This window comes from Sphingomonas sp. BK481 (assembly GCF_014194875.1).
In the GTDB taxonomy this organism is placed as follows: Bacteria; Pseudomonadota; Alphaproteobacteria; order Sphingomonadales; family Sphingomonadaceae; genus Sphingomonas; species Sphingomonas aerolata.
Window position 1 is genome coordinate 92,333 of sequence record NZ_JACIAP010000002.1, and the last position, 18,112, is coordinate 110,444.

Consider the following 18,112-nt stretch of genomic DNA (forward strand, 5'->3'; position numbering starts at 1 on the left):
CGAAATCGCTGAAACATCGCGAACACATACGTGGCATAGTGGCCGGCGATGAACTGCGCCGCTCCCGAACCCGCCGATACGATGCTGCTCGTGGTCGATGACGACCATGCGATCCGGACGCTGCTCGCGCAGAGTCTGGGGATGCACGGGTACCGCGTCGAAACCGCGACGAATGCGCAGGAAATGGACGTCGCGCTCGCGCGGCATCCGATCGCGCTGATCCTGCTCGACGTGATGATGCCCGGCGAGGACGGTCTTGCAGCCTGTCGCCGCCTGACCCGCAAGGGCGCGCCCCCCGTCGTCATGCTCAGCGCGCTGGGCGACGAACCCGACCGAATTCTCGGGCTCGAGATCGGCGCGAGCCATTATCTCACCAAGCCGTGCAGCCCGCGCGAGATCCTCGCCACGGTCCGCGCGGCACTGCGTGAACGCAATGGCGCGGCTGCCGAGACCGGACGCAGCTATGGCTTTCTCGGCTGGCGGGTCGATTTCGCCGCGCACGAACTGCTCGACGGCGACGGCATGCTCGTCGACCTGACCGATGGCGAATTCGCGGTGCTGCGCGCCTTTGTCGAGCGTCCGCGACGCGTGCTCGCGCGCGACGCGTTGCTGGAGGCGGCGCGGGGCCCGGACACCGACGCGTTCGACCGGGCGATCGACGTCCAGGTCAGCCGGCTGCGACGCAAGCTGCGTTCACGCGGTGACGAGATCATCCGGACGATCCGCAACGAGGGCTATTTCTTCGTTCCCCGCGTGATCCGGCTATGACCACGCCGCCACGCACGGCTGGCGCGAATCCGGCCGGCACCAGGGTCGGGCATCCGCGGCGCTGGCCGCTGTTCCTGCGCATCTTCGCGTTCATCCTGTTCACCGTCCTGCTCGTCCAGCTGCTCAATTTCGCCGCCGTCCTGCTGGTCCCGCCGCCGACGCCGGTGGTCTATTCGACCAGCCGGATCGCCTCGGTCGTGCGCGCCGGACGCGACCCGAGCGGGCTGCTGACGATCGCGGTCGCGACCGCCCCGCCGACCGAGGAGGGCGATGCGCGCGATCGCCATCTCGGCCAGGTGATCGCCGCCGATCTTGGCGTGCCGGCACGCGCGGTGATCGTCGAGGCGCGGCGCTATGGTCCGCCCTTGATGGCGGGCGCGTTTCGTCCGCCCATGCCGATGGGCATGCCCAAGATGCCGCCACAGTCGGTCGTCGACAACACGCTGTTCGGTGCGTTCGTCGTCTGGGTCCATGCCCCCGACGGCCAGTGGCGGACGATCCGCCCGGCACGGCCGGCGTTCGGCTTGTGGCAGGCGCGGCTGATCCTGTGGTTCCTCGTCGCGATGGCGGTCGCGGCACCGGTCGCGCTGGTGCTGGCACGACGCATAGCGCGGCCGGTCGCGCTGTTTGCCGCCGCCGCCGACCGGCTCGGTCGCGACCCTCGCGCCGATCCGATCCCGCTGACCGGACCGCCCGAGATCATGGAGGCCGCGACCGCCTTCAACGTCATGCAGGAACGGCTCAATCGCTATGTCGAGGATCGCACGACGCTGATCGCCGCGGTCGCACACGATCTGCGCACGCCGCTGATGCGTCTCGCGCTCCGGCTCGAAAAGGCGCCCGACGAGATCCGCGAGGCGAGCGAGGAGGATATCCAGGAGATGAGCCAGCGGATCGGCGCGGCGATGGCGTTCGTCCGCGACATGACCCGGCATGTCCGCCGCCAGCGGCTCGACCTGCGCTCGCTCGCGGAAAGCATCACCGACGATTATGCCGACCGCGGCGAGCAGGTGGTGCTGTCACCCGGTCCGTCGCTCGCGATCGACGGCGATGCGCCCGCGCTCAAGGCGTTGCTGGTCAATCTGGTCGACAATGCCGTCAAATATGCCGGGCATGCCGAGGTCCAACTCTACCGCGACCGCGACACGGTGGTGATCGAGGTCGGCGATCGCGGTCCGGGCCTGTCCGCCGCCGATGCGGCGCATGCCTTCGAGCCGTTCTTCCGGGCGGAGCGGTCGCGCAACCGCGATACCGGTGGCACCGGCCTCGGGCTCGCCAGCGTCCGCGCGGTGGCGCATGCGCATGGCGGTGCCGCGTCGCTGGAAAATCGCCCCGAAGGCGGTCTGATCGTGCGCGTCATTCTGCCGGCATGATCCGGCACCGAAACAGGAGAAGACCGATGTCGATGCGCGCATGGACCGTGATCGCCGGCGGGATGCTGGCCGCGGTGGCGCCCGCCCCGAATGCCGCGGCAACAGCGCAGTCGAGCCCCGAGCCGGCGCGATCCCCCAGCCAGCGCCCGCAACAGGGCCGCGGCCAGCTGTTCATCAGCCCGATGGGCGAGCCGTTCCGCTCGACCCAGAAGGCCGGCGCGGCGCAGGCGTTATGGTTCCAGGGTGCCGACCGCGACGGCGATGGCCGGATCACCCGTGCGGAGTTTCAGGCCGATGCGACCCGGGTCTTCGCGCATTTCGACCGCGGCCGCGACGGCGAGATCGACCCTGAAGATATCGCCTGGTACGAGAATATCCTCGTCCCCGAGATCCGCGTCCGCGGTGGAGGACGGGGCGGATCGGCGGGACGGCCCGACACCGGGTCCGGCAAGCGTGGCAGCGCCGCCAGCCGCAGGACCAGCACCGCCGACGCGACCTTGCGGATCGGCGCCGGCCGCTTCGGCCTGTTCGACCTGCCCGAACCGGTGACGTCGGCGGATCTGGATTTCAACCGCGGCGTCGACCGGGCAGAGTTCGCCAAGGCCGCCGCCGACCGGTTCGCCGCGCTCGACCGCAATGGCGACGGCGCGATCCGGCGTCGCGAAGTGCCGCGCGCGGGCGGCGACACCTGGCGCAACGGCGACGACCAACTCGGGACTCCAACGCTGACGCCCGCGCGCTGACAGGCCGCATCAGCCGGGTGGCGGCCCGGCCCCCAACGGACCGCCCGGCCCACCCGGCCCCGGAGGCGCATGGCGAAGCCGCATCAGCGCCTCGAACCCCGCGCGCTGGGGCGTGTCGAGACTGTCGTAGAAGCTGCGGGCTGCGATCAAGCGCGACCGGTCATGCGCTGCGTGCGCGGTCGCCTCCGCCTCGAACCGTTCGAGATGGCGGGCGAAATCCTCGCCACCCGGCATCGGCGGGCCCGGGCGCATATTCGGCCCCTCCCCGCCGTCGCGCGGCGGAGGCCCCCAGGCGGACAGGAACGCAACGAGCGCACCACGCTGGTCGGGTCGCAGGTGCAGCAGCAGCGCGATATCGTCGGCCTCGCGGGCCCGCATCGCATCGACATTTGCGGGCCCACGCTCCGGCCCGCGCGGACGCTCTGCACTGGCAGTGCAGGTCGCGCTAAGCAGCAGCATCGCGGCCAGCCAGCGTGACGACCGCGGTTTCTTCAAAATCATCGTCATCGTCCTTCCCCCGGTGTCAGCCGAGCATCCCGGATATGATCCAGCGCCGGCTCAGCGCGGATTTGGTGATCGTCGCCCCGCATCCACGGCAGGCGGCGCGCTGGATCGACGCGCCGGCTACATCGCGGTGCCGCGACCGGGGCAGATGACGCCCGACGCTGCAATCGGTGGTGCGCGGTGATGGCATCGGCATGGCTGGCTCCCCGGTTCATTCCGTCGGGCCGGATATCGCAGCGCGGTTTGTCCCGAATATTTCAGCGAGCTGCCCCCCGGACGACAGACGCGAAAAAGCCCCGCCATCACGATGGATGGCGGGGGCGTTTCTTAGTCCTACCGGTCGTCGGCCCTAGAACTTCACGTTCGTGCTGACGAAGAAGGCACGACCATAGGGGTCGTAGGTCGACGGATAGGTGTTCGCCTGTTGCTGGTTGTCGCCCAGGATCGGCGGCTGCTTGTCGAACAGGTTGTTGACCCCGACCGACCAGGTGAAGCCGTCCTTGATCCGGAACGCCGCGGTCAGGTCGAAATAGTCATAGGCCTTGATCCGCTCGACCGCATAGGTCGTCGCGCTGTCGTCGTCCTTCACCGCCGACAGGTGGCGATACAGCACCGATACCGTCATCGGCCCGGTCGAATAGGTCGCGCGCGTCGACAGCCGCCATTTCGCATAGGGATTGCCGCAGGTCTGGCCGAACTTGCCCGCACAGTCGATCGTCAGGTCGGGGATCGCCGCCAGCGGGTTATAGTCGAACGCGATCAGCCGCGTGCCGCTGAAGCGCAGGTCGAGCCGGCTGGTGTCGCTGCCGAACGCGCCGAAGCCGAGCGGCAGGCCGTAGCGCGCCTCGAAATCGACCCCGCGCGTCGTCACGCCCCCCGTATTGGCCAGCGTGTTGGCCGCATCGGTGATCGCAAAGCTGTTCGCGTCGCGCGGCAACGACCCGCAATAGCTCGCGTCATAGGGCGTGTAGCCATTGTCCGCGTCGCCGTAACAGGCGCGGATCAGGTTGGTCGTGCCGACCGTCGAGATATAGTTCGCGATCTTGATCTTGTAGTAATCCGCGGTGAACGAGAAGCCGGGCAGGAAACGCGGCTGGAGCACGATGCCCGCGGTATAGGTGTCGGACGTCTCCTCGCGCAGCGCGGGGTTGCCGCCGTTCACCGTCTGGATCTGCGTGCTGCCGCCGTCATAGGCGGTGCCGATCACCGACGCCGCGACGCCGTTCGACAGGCAGCTCGCATTCAGATTGGTGTTCGTCAGCGCCACCGCGGTCGTGCACGGATCGGTCGCGGCGGGAAAATCCTGCGACGCGCCGCTGAACAGGTCCGACACGGTCGGCGCACGCACCGCCCTCGAATATTGGCCGCGCAGCGCGACGTCGTCGATCAGCGACCAGACCGCACCACCCGAATAGGTGTTCACCGATTTCGCCGCGGTCGAATAATAGGAATAGCGATAGGCGCCGTTGACCTCGAGCTTCTTCACGAAGGGCAGATCCGCGAGCAGCGGCACCGCGACCTCGGTATAGACTTCCTTGACGTTATACCCACCGCCCAGGCCTTCGCCCGCGTTGAAGCCGACCACGTCGCCCGACGACAGCGAGAAATCGGGATTGTAGCTGCCCTGTTCGCGGCGATATTCGGTCCCGAACACGATCCCGACCGGGCCCGCCCCCAGATCGAACAGCTCGCGGTTCGAGATCGACGCGCTGGCGACCTGCTCGCTGATCGTGCTCGAATTCTGCACCGGAATGGTGATGAACGCGGCGGCCGCGTCGCTGATGTTGCCCGCCCCGAAGATGTTCAGCGGGACGCAGCCATTGCTCGTATCCGAACACACCAGATTGCCGCCGGTGTCATAGGTCGTCCGCAGCGCCTGGAGCACGCGGCTGCGTGAGACGTTCCCGGTCTGGCTCTCGATCGATTTGGTCCGCGAATAGCTGTAATAGGCGTCGTAGTTCCAGCCACCGCCGATATCGCCCTTCGCGCCCAGCACGGTGCGATAGGCGGTGTTGTCGAGGCTCGACACGCGATTGCCGACCTCGCTCAGCCGTCGGTAGATGGTCGAGGTGACAAAGCCGTCGCCATCCGTATCGAGCCCCTGGAGCAGCGCGCGCGATCCTGCGGAGAGGAACGAGGAATCGGCGTCGAGCGACACCGACCCGGTGAACGGCGTCGGCGCGAGCTGGTTCTTCACGCGGTTGTTGATGAACTGGCCCTCGGCATAGACGGTCAGTGCGTCGCTGACGTCGTAATGCGTCTGCGCGCTCATCAGGAACCGCTCCTGCGGGACCTGCAGGTAATTGGACGGCGCATAATTATAGGCGTCGGTCGCGGCGCTATAAGCCGAAAAGCTCCCATCGGGTTCGAACTTGCGGTTGACGCCGCCAATCGCGAACCGCGTGCCCTCGATCGAGCCCGACCCGCCTGCGATCAGGCCACCCTCGCCATCATCGACCTGCGCCTGTCGCGAATAGTCGCGCGCCGACTGAAGGATGCCGTTGCGCTTGGTATAATCGAAATAGACCGTCGCATTGCCGCGCCCGTCCTCGAAATTTCCCCCGAGCAGCAAGTTGCCGTTGAACGTGCCGCCATCGCCCGCCTCGTTGATGCGGTAGTTCGCATTCACCTCCGCGCCGCTGAAATCCTTCTTCATGACGAAGTTGATCACGCCCGAGATCGCGTCGGAGCCATAAACCGCGGACCGGCCACCGCTGACGATGTCGACGCGTTCGATCAGCCCGGCGGGGATGGTGTTCAGATCGACGACCTGGTTCGAGTCATAGGCGACGTAGCGACGGTTATCGACGAGGACGAGCGTTCGCGTCGAACCCAGCCCGCGCAGATCCGCGGTCGCCACCCCGCCCCCGGGGTTATTGGACGCACCCGTCGTGCTCGGCACCAGCTGCGGCAGGTCCTTCAGGACATTCTCGACATTGGGCTGGCCCGACAGTGCGAAGTCCTGCGCGCTGACCACCGCGATCGGTGACGCCTGCTGCAACTGGAGACCGCCCAGCCGCGATCCGGTGACGACGATCGTCTCGCCATCGGCCGGCGCGGCGTTGTCCGGCACCGCCTGCGTTGCCGGGTCGACGGTCTGCGCGACGGCCGGTGCACTCAAGCCAAGCAGAAGCGTGGACGCCAGAAGGCGTTTGCGAAAGTCCAGACGCATGGTGATACTCCCTGAGCCGCAACACTTTGGGTTGCGCGGCATTTTTTGCGATGACGGATATGGTCCGCCCCGCAAAGCTGCAGGGATTTGACGGGGTCGACAACGGCTAAGTCGTCATCGAACCGTCATACGTTCGACCTGTTGTTACGCAGCCACGGTTTGTTACAAACCGTGTCGCAAGCAAGACTGTATCGTGACTTTGATCGCAGCGCGGACATCAGGCATGCATCACGCCGCCGGTCGGCGGAACACCACGGTCACGCTCCGGACGCGTTGATCCACAGCGCGGCTCTGTACTCGAACGCCGAACCGCAGCGCTTCGATCGCCACGGTAAGGCCGGTGGCCGACGACCCGCGGATACCGGCTGGGGGCGGCACGGTCGCGCGGCTCATTGGAACGTCGACCCGGCAGCCATCGCCTTGCTCGGGCTCAGCCCCTGCTGCTCGAGGAACTGGTTCAGCGCCGCGACCAGATCCTGCGCGGCGCCGCTGGTCAGTGCGACCCGCCCGACGACGACCCGCTCGACCGACGGCGCGTCGCGCGTGTGATCGCACCGCGCGCTCTCCAGCGTCAGCACGATCACGCCCGACAGATTGGCGAGCCCGGCGAGCCCCGTGGCGAAGACTTCGGGCGCGAACGGATTGTCGACGAGCGGCGGCAGCGTCGGCGCGCTGATCGGCGCGGATGACGGGACGGATTTGATGGCGACACGCATGGCGATGGTCCTCGCAGGATGAACGGGCGAGCCGATTGGCCCGCACGGCGCTCTAGCCAGCGACCATGTCCCGAACATTTCCCGCCACTTGCTCCATGTGTCAGCCGGGCCCGGCGACTGCGCGGTCGCGCTCGTTGGTGACCCAGTGTTGCAATCCGGCCGGCGCGCGCCATCCGCCGGAAACATCGCCCGCCCAGGCGCCCGGTCTCACCCGGAGACCTCCCCATGATGTTCGAATTTGGCGCCAGTACGATGGCCCTGGCCTTGGCCGGCACGATCGGCGGCACGGCGGTCGCAGCGCCCGTCCAGCATGCGAAGCCCCCCGCCCCGACGCCACCGGCCGATCCCGCCGTCCGGACGATCCGAACCTTGCGCGTCGAGGGCGCGCAGCGGATCGAGCCCGAGACCGTGCTGAGCTACACCAAGCTGCGCGCCGGCATCCCCTATACGGCGGAGACCCTCGATCAGGCGCTTAAGGACCTTCAGGCGAGCGACCTGTTCGCCGATTATTCGATCGCCGGGGTCGAGGACGGCAATATCGTCGTCCGCATCCGCGAAAACCCGATCATCAACCGCATCGTCGTCGAGGGCAACAAGGCGCTCAAGAGCGACAAGATCACCAAGGAGATCAGGCTCGCACCGCGGCAGATCTTCACGCGCAGCGCGGTGCGGCAGGATGTCGCGCGGATCGTCGAGCTTTATCGCCGGCAGGGCCGCTTCGCCGCGATGGTCGATCCGAAGATGGTCAGCCTCGATCAGAACCGCGTCGACATCGTCTTCGAGGTCAGCGAGGGCCCGAAATCGAAAGTTCGCCAGATCAACATCCTCGGCAACAGCGTGTTTTCGGACGCACAAATTCGCGGGCAGATGGCGACCAAACAGGCGCGGCTCAGCCGCATGCTGTCGTCCGCGACCAGCTACGACCAGGATCGCCTGAGCTACGACCAGCAGAAGCTGCGGCAATTCTACCTGACGCAGGGCTATGCCGATTTCCGCGTCACGTCCGCGGTCGCCGAACTCACCCCGGACAAGAGGGACTTCATCATCACCTATGTGGTGGAGGAGGGCAAACGCTACACATTCGGCGCCGTCACCGTCGACAGCCAGATCCGCGACTTCGACAGCAGCAAGCTCGCCGCCACGCTGCCGCTCAAGAAAGGCGCCTGGTATAACGCCAAGCAGGTGGAGGACGCGGTCGACAGCCTGAGCCAGACCGCCGGCCTGTTCGGCTACGCCTTCACCGAGGTCAATCCGGAGTTCCAGAAGGACGCCGACACGCTGACGATGGGGATCAACCTCAACATCGCCGAAGCCAAGCGCACCTATGTCGAACGCGTCGAGATCAACGGCAACACACAGACCAAGGACAAGGTCGTGCGGCGCGAGATCCGCCTGGCGGAGGGCGACGCGTTCAACAGCTTCCAGGTCAAACGCTCGGAGGACCGGATCAATTCGCTCGGTTATTTTCAGGACAAGACGGAGATCAAGCAGAAGCCCGGCTCCGCGCCCGATCGCGTCATCCTCGAAACCAACCTCGAGGAGAAATCGAGCGGCGAGCTTCAGCTCTCGGCCGGCTATTCCAGTCTGGAGAATTTCATCGCGTCCGCCACGATCACCCAGCGCAACTTCCGCGGCATGGGACAGGAGCTACGGGCCGGGGTCAGCTATTCGAGCTATTCGAAATCGGTCAATCTCGGCTTCACCGAACCCTATCTGTTCGACACCAACATCGCGCTGGGCGGCGACATATTCCGGCGGGATTACAGCTCGTACAGCACCACCGGCGACACCGACAGCACGACCTATGAACAGATCTCGACCGGGTTCCAGATCCGCGCGGCGGTGCCGCTGACCGAATATTGGTCGGCCACCGCCCGCTACGGCCTGTCCTATGATCAGGTCGCGCTCGATGCGGACACCTATTACACCAACGGCGTGTGCGATCCCGCGGTCGCCGGCCAGTATCTGTGCGACGCGGTCGGAAATCGCTGGACCTCGTCGATCGGCTATTCGCTGGTGTTCGACAGCACGAACAGCCGCACCCGCCCGTCCAAGGGCAGCAAATTCAGCGTCAGCCAGGATTTCGCCGGCCTCGGCGGCGACACGCGGTATCTCCGCAGCACCGCCAACTACTCGAAATATGTCGATCTCGGCTCGCGCTTCATCCTCACCGCGCATGCCGAGGGCGGCTATATCAGGGGGCTCGGGCAGCAGGTGCGACTGACCGATCGCTTCTATCTGGGCGATCCCCAGATGCGCGGCTTCGATATCCGCGGCGTCGGGCCGCGCGTCACGCGGACCTATTACGACACCAGCACGATCCCTGCGACGATCTCGACCGACAGCAGTTCGAACACGCAGACCGCGCTGGGCGGCACCGCCTATTACCAGGCCCGCCTCGAGGTCGAGCTCCCGCTGGGCTCGGGCGCGCGCGAACTCGGCCTGCGCCCCTCCGTCTACATGGACGTCGGCGCGGTGTTCGGCGGCAGGACGCCGACGCTGACCGACAGCTGTGCCGCCGCGAACGCGACCTCGATCGCGTGCGTCGCCGCGACGCGTCAATACACCGACAGCGCCGGCAACCTGCTCTACCTCGATTCCGCCGGCGCAAGCACGACGACCAACACCGGCACGCCCTACAGCTATTCGCTCGGCGCCTATCGCGAGACCTATACGGGCAATAGCGCCAGCCCGCGGCTGTCGGTCGGCATCGGCGTCAACTGGGCCTCCCCGTTCGGCCCGCTGCGGATCGATCTCGCCAAGGCACTGCTCAAGGCGGATGGCGACGACAGCAAGCTGATCACCTTCAATATCGGCGGCCAGTTCTGATGTGCACGGCGTCCTCCTGCGAAACGCCCTGCGCGTGGGGAAGCCGCCCGGTTGAGCTTGCCGCGGGGCTGCCCTAGACCCGTCACGCCACCGGCTCGCGTCCGCACATCGCGGCGACGATCCGGGCATGATGGAGAGCGCCGCCCATGTGTTTTGACCCCGCCCCGAAGCGCAAAGCTGCGAAGCCCACGACGGCGGTGACGCGATGATCCTCCTGCTGCTGGCCGCGCAGGCCGCGACGCTCGGCGCGACCAATTACGGGCTCGACGCACCGATGCCGACACCCAAAACGACGCCCGCCTTTGCCGACGAATTCAACGGGCGAACGATCGATCGCAGCAAATGGCGGTTCGACACCTCGCGCAATGCCGAGGGCTGGGCCAATCACGAGCGCCAATATTATGCCAAGGACCGGCCCCGGAATGCACGGATCGAAAAGGGCTCACTGATCATCGAGGCGCGGCGCGAGACGCTGTCCAAGGCGCGCTTCCCCGACTGGGGCGGCCAGAGCTACAGCTCGGCGAAGCTCGTCTCGCGGGTGCCACGCGGCTATGGCTTCTACGAAGTCCGCGCGATGCTGCCCTGCGGTCGGGGCAGCTGGCCCGCGGTCTGGCTGCTGCCAAGCGGCGGCCGCTGGCCCGACGAGGGCGAGATCGACATCGTCGAGCTGGTCGGATGGGACCCGAACGTCGTCCATGCGACGGTGCACAGCGGTGCGTTCAACCACACCAAGGGCACGCAGCGCGGCGCGCAGAAGCGCGTGCCGACCGCCTGCACCCGCTATCATCGCTATCAGCTCGACTGGCGCGCGGATGTCATCACGATCGGCGTCGACGGCCGCGCGGTCATGCGCGTCGCCAATGATCAGCCCGGCGGCAAGGCGGCCTGGCCGTTCACCCGGCCCTATGACCTGATCCTCAACCTTGCGGTCGGCGGCGACTGGGGCGGGCAGAAGGGGATCGACGACACCGCCTTCCCGCAGCGCATGGCGGTCGACTATGTCCGCTACTGGCGCCCTGCCCAGAGCCGGTCGCGCCGCTGATCGCCATCAGCCTCAGCGCCGCCCCCGCGCGGCGAGCAGGATCATCCCCCCGCCCAGCGTCAGCACCGCGAGCACGACCAGCACCGCATCGAAATCGCGCGGCGTCGCCAGCGCCCAGGTGATCACCGGCCCGAGCAGCCCGGGCAGGGTGTTGGCGAGGTTGAGAAGCCCGAGGTCGCGTCCCCGGTGCCGCGCGCTCGGCAACAGCTGCATCGCAAAGCCCGCGTGCAGCGCCAGGAAGACGGACGTTCCGCCCGTATAGACGCAGAACGCCGCCGCGCCGCTGGTGAAGTCGCGCGCCGCCATCATCGCGATCAGCCCCGCCGCCGCGACCAGCGCCGCCGCGAACAGGAACGGCTTGGTTCGCCCGGTCCGATCGGCAAGCCGGCCGACGAGCACCGCGATCGGCAGAGGCACGCTATAGGCGACGATCATCACCGTCCCCATCCGCGCGGCGAGCACCGACTCCGGTACCGACGGCGCGACGGTCTCGAAATAATAGAGAAGATAGACGAACAGCGCGCTGCCCGCGATCTGCACGAGCAGCCGCGCGGTCCAGGCGAGCAGCAGATCACGCCGCAGCATCGACTGTAACACCGGCGGCGGCGCCCCCGCCTGCCTAGTCCCGCGTACGATCACGAGCGGGAGTGTGCACGCAGCGACGGTGACCGCGATGACCACGAAGCGCGCCGGCTCGCCGAACCGGCTCGCCCCGACCAGCGCGGCGGACAGCGTCGCCGCGACCGGATTGGCCATCGCCAGCAGCCCGCCTGCGACCCCCTTGCGGCCATCGGGCACCTCCTCGGCGATGATCGCCATCAGCGGCGCGATCACCGCGTTCAGCGCGACCTGGAACAGGACGATCCCCGCCACCAGCAAGGCAGGCGTGGTCGCGGCCGCGAGCCCCGCATAGGACGCCATCGTCGCGACGACGCCCGCCGCCATGATCCCGCGGCGGCCTCCGCCCCGGCTCACCAAACGGTCGCTCAGCCAGCCAAAGCCGATATTCGCCACGCTCGCCGCGATCGCTCCCGCGATCACCGTCACCGTCAGCAGATCGAGACGACCGTCGCCCGCCACCTGATCGACCTTGATCGGCAGCAGCAGCGTCAGCAGCGGCAGATAGCCGACGACCGCCCCCGCATAAGCGAGCGCGCAGACGAGGAGGAAAGCTGCCGGTCGCGGCGCGGGTGACGGCGACCGGCCATGCGGGGAGGAGGAAACGGTACGCGGCACGATGGCGCCCTTGTGACCCGCTCGCCGCCGTCGGGCAACTCCCGAACCACCCCCGCCGCCGCCGCGGCTGGTCTACGCCCCGGTCAGGGTTTCATCGTCATCGGCTCGAGCGTCGTCGTCAGCAGCTGCGACCGGTCCGCGGCATCATGCGCCAGGGCGACGCGGTAGCGGCCCCCGGCAACCCGCCACCCCGGCAGCGCGGTGTCGTACTGCGCGACGACCCGCGGCTCCGCGGTCAGCGTCACGCGCCGCGACTCGCCCGGTTTGAGCGTCAGCCGCGTGAACCCCGCAAGCCGCATCGGCGTCGCCGTCCCCGCCCCGTCTGCCGCCGCCTGCGCGACATATATCTGCGGAACGTCAGCGCCCGCACGGCGCCCGGTGTTGACGACGTCGAACGTCACGCTGAGCCGCCGGCCGCCGGTCACCACCGGGTTGCGATAGGCGAAGCTGGTAAAGCTCAGCCCGTGCCCGAAGGCGAACAGCGGCCGCTGGCGCTGCTTCTCGTACCAGCGATAGCCGACGTCCGCGCCCTCGACATAGTCGACCGGAAAGCTTTCGAGCTGGATCGCGGCGGCGTTCGCGGGATTGGCGGCCGCCTGCGCCTCGACCGACGTCAGCCGGTCGAGACCGACCGGTGCTGGGCGTGGCGCCTGGGTCGCGGCGGCGGGGAAGGTGATCGGCAGCCGGCCCGACGGCGACACCCGGCCGGTCAGGATGTTCGCGATCGCCTCGCCGCCGCGCTGTCCCGGATACCAGGCCTGCAGCACCGCCGGCACCGCATCGATCCAGGGCATCAGCACCGGCCCGCCGGTTTCGAGCACTGCCACCGTCCGCGGCTGCGCCTTCGCCACCGCCGCGATCAACGCGTCCTGATTGTCGGGCAGCGACAGCGTCGGCACGTCCTGCGCCTCCGTCGTCCACTGCGTCGCAAAGACGATCGCCATGTCCGCGTCGCGGGCGGCGCGCGCCGCCGCCTCGGTGTCCTTGCCGTCGACAAAGGTCACCACCGCACCCGGCATTGCCGCGGTGATCGCCCTGAGCGGCGACGAGGCATGATAGGTATAGCGCGCGAACGACATCGCCGCGCCCGAGGTCAGCGGGATCTCGATCGGCGCGCCACCGACCGAGCGGACCTGGCTCGATCCCCCGCCCGACAGCACGCCGACGTCCGCTCGTCCGCCGATCAGCACGATGCGTTTGGCCGTGCGTGCGATCGGCAGCATGTCGCGGTCGTTCTTGAGCAGCACGATCCCCGCTTCCGCCGCGTCCTGCGCAACGGTGGCATGACGCGCATAGGGGATCGGCGCCTCTGCGGCGGGCATCGGCGTGTCATAGGCGCCGGTTTCGATCAGGCCGGTCAGATAGCGGACGATCATGTCGTCGAGCCTCGCCTGCGATACGCTGCCGTCGGCCACCGCGGCCTTGAGCGGCGCGCCGAAGTAGATCGCCTTGTCGAGTTCCTGTCCCGACTGCTGGTCGAGCCCCGCATTGGCCGCCTTCGCAGTTGAATGGACCGCACCCCAGTCGCTCATCACCCAGCCGCGATAGCCCCAGTCGCGCTTGAGCACGTCGGTCATCAGATGCTTGTTCTCGCACGCCCAGTCGCCATTGACCTTGTTGTACGCGCACATCACCGATCCCGGTTTCCCGCGCTCGATCGCGATCTGGAACGCGAGCAGGTCGCTCATCCGCAGATCGGCCTCGCCGATCCGCGCGTCGACGACCATGCGACCGGTCTCCTGCGCATTGAGCGCGAGGTGCTTGACCGTCGAGACGATGTGGTTCGACTGGACCCCGGCAATATGCGCGCCCGCCATCGACCCTGCCAGCAGCGGATCCTCGCCGAGATATTCGAAGTTGCGCCCGTTCCACGGATCACGCGTCAGGTTGACGCCCCCCGCCAGCAGCACGTTGAACCGCTTCGCCCGCGCCTCCGCGCCGATCATCGCACCGCCTGCGCGCGCGATTTCAGGGTCGAAGCTCGCCGCGGTGGCAAGTCCGGACGGCAACGCGGTCGCGACGTCGCCCTTGCGCTGTTCGACCTGGTTGGCGACGCCGAGCGACGCGTCGCTCTCGCGGACCAGTGGCACGCCCAGCCGCGCGATGGCGTCGATATGACCCGCCGACGGGATCAGCGTGTCCCTCGTCTTGCCTGCCGCCATCGGCGGGAACAGGCCGTGTGCCAGCTTGATCTTCTCGTCGATCGTCATCCGCGCGACGATCGCCGCGGCCCGCCGTCGCGCATCGGGTCCGGCGTCCGGCGCCGCCGTCGCTGGCGCCTTGGGCGGAGCCACCTTCGCAGGCATCTCGCGCGCCTCGACCATGGCGGCGATCCCCATCAGCGACACGCCCAGCATCAGCGCCCGATACCCCGTCGACATCCTCATTCCCTTCCGGTTTTCCGCCCCCCCCCCTGCGGACTGCGACACGCGTCCGGCCGGGCTGTGGCACCATTGTCACTGTTCACAGCATATTTAGTGAACGTTCACAACCAGCAGCCCAAATCCTTGACACGAATCGCGAAAAGGGAAAGTGAACGTTCACACGGAAGGCGCACTCATAGCGTCGGCTACAGGGAGGATTACCATGCGTGGCTTCACGGCTCGCTCGCTTTCGCGTCTTGTCATCGGCACATCGGCACTGGCGCTGGCCGCCATTCCCGGCGTCGCTCTGGCGCAGGATGCCGCAGCCACGGTCGGCAATCCCGGCCCGTCCGACATCGATCCGCAGGCCGCACCCGCCACGCCCGCCGATCCGAACGCGGTCACCGACGACATCGTCGTGACCGGCATCCGCGCGTCGCTGCGCGAGGCGATCGACATCAAACGCAACGGCCAGGGCGTGGTCGACGCGATCTCGTCCGAGGATATCGGCAAGTTCCCCGATACCAACCTCGCGGAATCGCTCCAGCGCATCACCGGCGTCTCGATCGACCGCTCGAACGGCGAAGGCTCGACCGTCACGGTCCGCGGCTTTGGTCCTGAGTACAACCTCGTCACGCTCAACGGGCGCCAGATGCCGACCTCGACGCTCGGCGACGGCGCCAGCGCGCCCGCCTCGCGCTCGTTCGACTTCGCCAACCTCGCCTCCGAAGGCGTCGCCGCGGTCGAGGTCTACAAGACCGGCCGCGCCGCGGTTCCGTCAGGTGGTATCGGCTCGTCGATCAACATCCGCACCCCGCGTCCGATCGACAAGCCCGGCACGCGCGGCAGCATTGCGGTCAAGGGCGTGCTCGACAGCTCGCGCAACGGCAAGGATCCGATCACTCCCGAAGTGTCGGGCATCCTGTCCACCACCTTTGCCGACGACCGCATCGGCGTCCTGCTCAGCGGCGCGTATCAGCGGCGCAAGGCGAGCAACAATTCGGCGGGCGTCGGCTTCCGCGACGGCTTTCTCGGCGCGGAGAACAACTGGGGCACGCTCGCCCAGCCCGGCACGCCCGGCGGTGCCAACATCACCAACCGTCCCGGCCCGACCGATGTCTATGAAATCCCGCAAAGCGCCAATTACGATGTTGTCGACATCGATCGCGAGCGCATCAACGGCCAGCTCGTGCTGCAGGCCTAGCCGACCGACACGCTGACCGCCACGCTCGACTTCACCTATTCGAGCAACAAGGTCGAAGTCCGCAACAGCAGCGTCGGCATCTGGTTCAACTTCGGCGACACGCGCAGCGCCTGGACCGATGGCCCCGCGGCTGGACCCGTCTTCTATTCGGAGAATTTCGCGCCCGGCAAGGATCTGTCGTACAGCAGCTCGCTGACCGCGAACAAGTCCGAGAACAAGTCGCTCGGCGGCAACCTGACCTGGGAAGCGCCCGGCAACGTCACGATGTCGCTCGACGCGCATCATTCGACCGCGGTGTCGAAGCCGACCAACGATTACGGCAGCAGCACGTCGATTGGTGGCGCGATCTTCGGCGTCCAGTCGCAGAGCATCAATTTCGAGAAGGACCTGCCGGTCATCTCGTACCAGATGTATCCCGGCATCGACCCGCTGAACGCATCGCTGATCACGCCGACGGGCAACGCGTTCCGCAACGCCTATTTCAAGAACGAGATCAACCAGCTCCAGCTGAAGGGTCATTACGACCATGACGGCGATTTCCTGAGCAGCATCGACTGGGGTTTCTCCTATGTCGATAACAAGGTGCGCTCGGCCTACGGCTTCATCCAGAACGAGACCTGGGGCGGTGTCGACCCGCGCGGCGCGTCGTTCGGCGCGGCCGCCGTGCCAGACGATTTCTTCAACCTCACCAGCCTGCCCGACAAGTTCAAGGGCGTCGCCGGATCGAACGATCCCGCGCTGCCGCCGTCGATCTACACGTTCAACTTCGAGCAGATGGCCGAATTGCTGCGCTCGCAATATGCGATTTGCAGCGCACCGCAGACGGGCGTCGCGGCGGAAGGCACCTGCCTTGCCAATTACACCAACGATCGCCGCATCCGCGAACGCACGATCTCGCCCTATATTCAGTTCAACGGCAAGTTCGACATGTTCTCGATGCCGGCGCACCTCATCGGCGGCGTCCGCTATGACGAAACGCAGGTGAACTCGTCGGCGCTGGTGCCGATCCCGAACGGCACCCGCTGGACGGGCGCGAACGAATTCGCGCTCACCTACGGCGCCAATTCGTTCACCTCGCTGAAGGGCCGCTATCACAACTGGTTGCCCGCGGTCGATTTCGACATCGAACCCCTCCGCAACGTCAAGCTGCGCGCGTCCTACAGCCACACCATCACGCGCGCCGATTACGGCAGCCTGCAGGGTGGCCTGAACATCGATTCCAACCCGCGCATCGGCGGCGGCACGGGCAGCCAGGGCAATCCGAACCTCGTCCCCTTCAAGTCGAAGAACATCGATCTGTCGGCGGAATGGTATTACGGTGCCGAGAGCTACATCTCGGTCGGCTATTTCAACAAGGACGTGAAGAACTTCATCGGCACGACCCAGGTCAACACGTCGGCGTTCAACCTGCGCAACCCGGGCTCGGGGCCCCGCTATCGTCAGGCGGTCGCAGCCCTCGGAACGACGGACAATCTCCAGGTTCGCGACTACATCCTGCGCAACTTCCCCGCCTCGTCGCAGGTCACGGGCACCAGCGATTCCGGTCTGCTGAACGGCAACATCTTCGGTCTGCCCGAGGACGACCTGTTCAACTTCCAGCTGAGCCAGCCGTTCAACAGCGACCAGACCGCCAATATCGACGGGTGGGAATTCGCGCTGCAGCACCGGCTCTGGAACACCGGGCTCGGCGTCATCCTGAACTACACGATCGTCAACGGCGACGCGAAATATGACAACACGCTCGATCCGAACATCGGCCAGTTCGCGCTGACCGGGCTCAGCGACAGCGCCAACGCGGTCGCCTATTACGACAAGAACGGCATCCAGGCGCGTGTGGCCTATAACTGGCGCGGCGAATTCTATGCCGGCGGCGCCTTCGATCCGCTCTATGTCGAATCCTATGGGCAGGTCGACGCCAGCGCGAGCTATCAGGTCACCACGGGGCTGGCCGTGTTCGGCGAGGTCATCAACCTCACCGGCCAGGGCCGTCGCGGTCACCGTCGCTCGGACAATTTCGCCACCTTCGCGCAGCCGGGCTATGCCCGCTACGCAGCCGGCCTGCGGTTCAACTTCTGACCCGCGGCGCCGCCGGCCAACGGAACGACCACCTCCCCCACGGGGGGTGGTCTTTTCGGCGCCGTGGCGGCACAGAATGACAGTGT

13 protein-coding genes are annotated in these 18,112 nt (G+C 67.1%); 7 read left to right on the forward strand and 6 right to left on the reverse strand.

Features of this window, described 5'->3' with window-relative positions:
* Positions 1 to 48: 48 nt before the first annotated feature.
* The 3 genes from FHY04_RS04375 to FHY04_RS04385 are packed head-to-tail and all read left to right on the forward strand — an operon-like array spanning position 49 to position 2,884.
* Positions 49 to 768 carry a response regulator gene (locus tag FHY04_RS04375; RefSeq protein ID WP_183935545.1) on the forward strand — a complete coding sequence of 240 codons (720 nt, stop codon included), beginning with the start codon at positions 49 to 51 and terminating at the stop codon, positions 766 to 768.
* The gene (locus FHY04_RS04380; RefSeq protein ID WP_183935546.1) at positions 765 to 2,141 is read left to right on the forward strand and encodes an ATP-binding protein; all 1,377 of its coding nucleotides are present in this window, start codon (positions 765 to 767) and stop codon (positions 2,139 to 2,141) included. The genes FHY04_RS04375 and FHY04_RS04380 overlap by 4 nt, the downstream gene beginning before the upstream one ends.
* 26 nt (positions 2,142 to 2,167) lie before the next feature.
* A complete protein-coding gene (locus FHY04_RS04385) occupies positions 2,168 to 2,884 on the forward strand; it encodes a hypothetical protein (protein WP_183935547.1) in 717 nt (238 codons plus the stop codon).
* A gap of 9 nt (positions 2,885 to 2,893) precedes the next feature.
* On the opposite strand, the gene FHY04_RS04390 is transcribed toward FHY04_RS04385, so the two are convergent.
* From FHY04_RS04390 to FHY04_RS04405, 4 genes are all read right to left on the reverse strand, one after another.
* Positions 2,894 to 3,385 carry a Spy/CpxP family protein refolding chaperone gene (locus FHY04_RS04390; protein WP_183935548.1) on the reverse strand — a complete coding sequence of 164 codons (492 nt, stop codon included), beginning with the start codon at positions 3,383 to 3,385 and terminating at the stop codon, positions 2,894 to 2,896.
* A gap of 22 nt (positions 3,386 to 3,407) precedes the next feature.
* Complete coding sequence (locus tag FHY04_RS04395) at positions 3,408 to 3,584, reverse strand: hypothetical protein (RefSeq protein ID WP_156363361.1); 177 nt, start codon at positions 3,582 to 3,584, stop codon at positions 3,408 to 3,410.
* Positions 3,585 to 3,737: 153 nt separating this feature from the next.
* On the reverse strand, positions 3,738 to 6,560 hold the full coding sequence (locus FHY04_RS04400) for a TonB-dependent receptor (RefSeq protein ID WP_183935549.1): 2,823 nt from the start codon (positions 6,558 to 6,560) through the stop codon (positions 3,738 to 3,740).
* Between the two features lie 389 nt (positions 6,561 to 6,949).
* Positions 6,950 to 7,276 carry a hypothetical protein gene (locus tag FHY04_RS04405; RefSeq protein ID WP_031394510.1) on the reverse strand — a complete coding sequence of 109 codons (327 nt, stop codon included), beginning with the start codon at positions 7,274 to 7,276 and terminating at the stop codon, positions 6,950 to 6,952.
* Positions 7,277 to 7,501: 225 nt separating this feature from the next.
* Between FHY04_RS04405 and bamA the strand changes: the two genes are divergently transcribed.
* Both bamA and FHY04_RS04415 read left to right on the forward strand, forming a co-directional pair.
* On the forward strand, positions 7,502 to 10,105 hold the full coding sequence (gene bamA / locus FHY04_RS04410) for an outer membrane protein assembly factor BamA (protein WP_183935550.1): 2,604 nt from the start codon (positions 7,502 to 7,504) through the stop codon (positions 10,103 to 10,105).
* 205 nt (positions 10,106 to 10,310) lie between these two features.
* Positions 10,311 to 11,147, forward strand: coding sequence for a family 16 glycosylhydrolase (locus FHY04_RS04415; RefSeq protein ID WP_183935551.1), 837 nt, complete (start codon positions 10,311 to 10,313; stop codon positions 11,145 to 11,147).
* A gap of 12 nt (positions 11,148 to 11,159) precedes the next feature.
* Here FHY04_RS04415 and FHY04_RS04420 read toward each other — a convergent pair whose 3' ends face one another.
* Entirely contained in the window at positions 11,160 to 12,383 is a 1,224-nt protein-coding gene (locus FHY04_RS04420; protein ID WP_183935552.1) for an MFS transporter, read from the reverse strand.
* 83 nt (positions 12,384 to 12,466) lie between these two features.
* Positions 12,467 to 14,764: a beta-glucosidase gene (locus tag FHY04_RS04425; RefSeq protein ID WP_260171320.1), complete on the reverse strand. Its 2,298-nt coding sequence runs from the start codon at positions 14,762 to 14,764 to the stop codon at positions 12,467 to 12,469.
* 205 nt (positions 14,765 to 14,969) lie between these two features.
* Here FHY04_RS04425 and FHY04_RS22865 point away from each other — a divergent pair, with 205 nt between their 5' ends.
* Both FHY04_RS22865 and FHY04_RS04430 read left to right on the forward strand, forming a co-directional pair.
* Positions 14,970 to 15,950 (forward strand): TonB-dependent receptor plug domain-containing protein, encoded by a 981-nt coding sequence (locus tag FHY04_RS22865; RefSeq protein WP_311723663.1) that lies wholly within the window; start codon positions 14,970 to 14,972, stop codon positions 15,948 to 15,950.
* Positions 15,951 to 15,962: 12 nt separating this feature from the next.
* Positions 15,963 to 18,026, forward strand: coding sequence for a TonB-dependent receptor (locus FHY04_RS04430; protein WP_311723887.1), 2,064 nt, complete (start codon positions 15,963 to 15,965; stop codon positions 18,024 to 18,026).
* Positions 18,027 to 18,112: the final 86 nt, after the last annotated feature.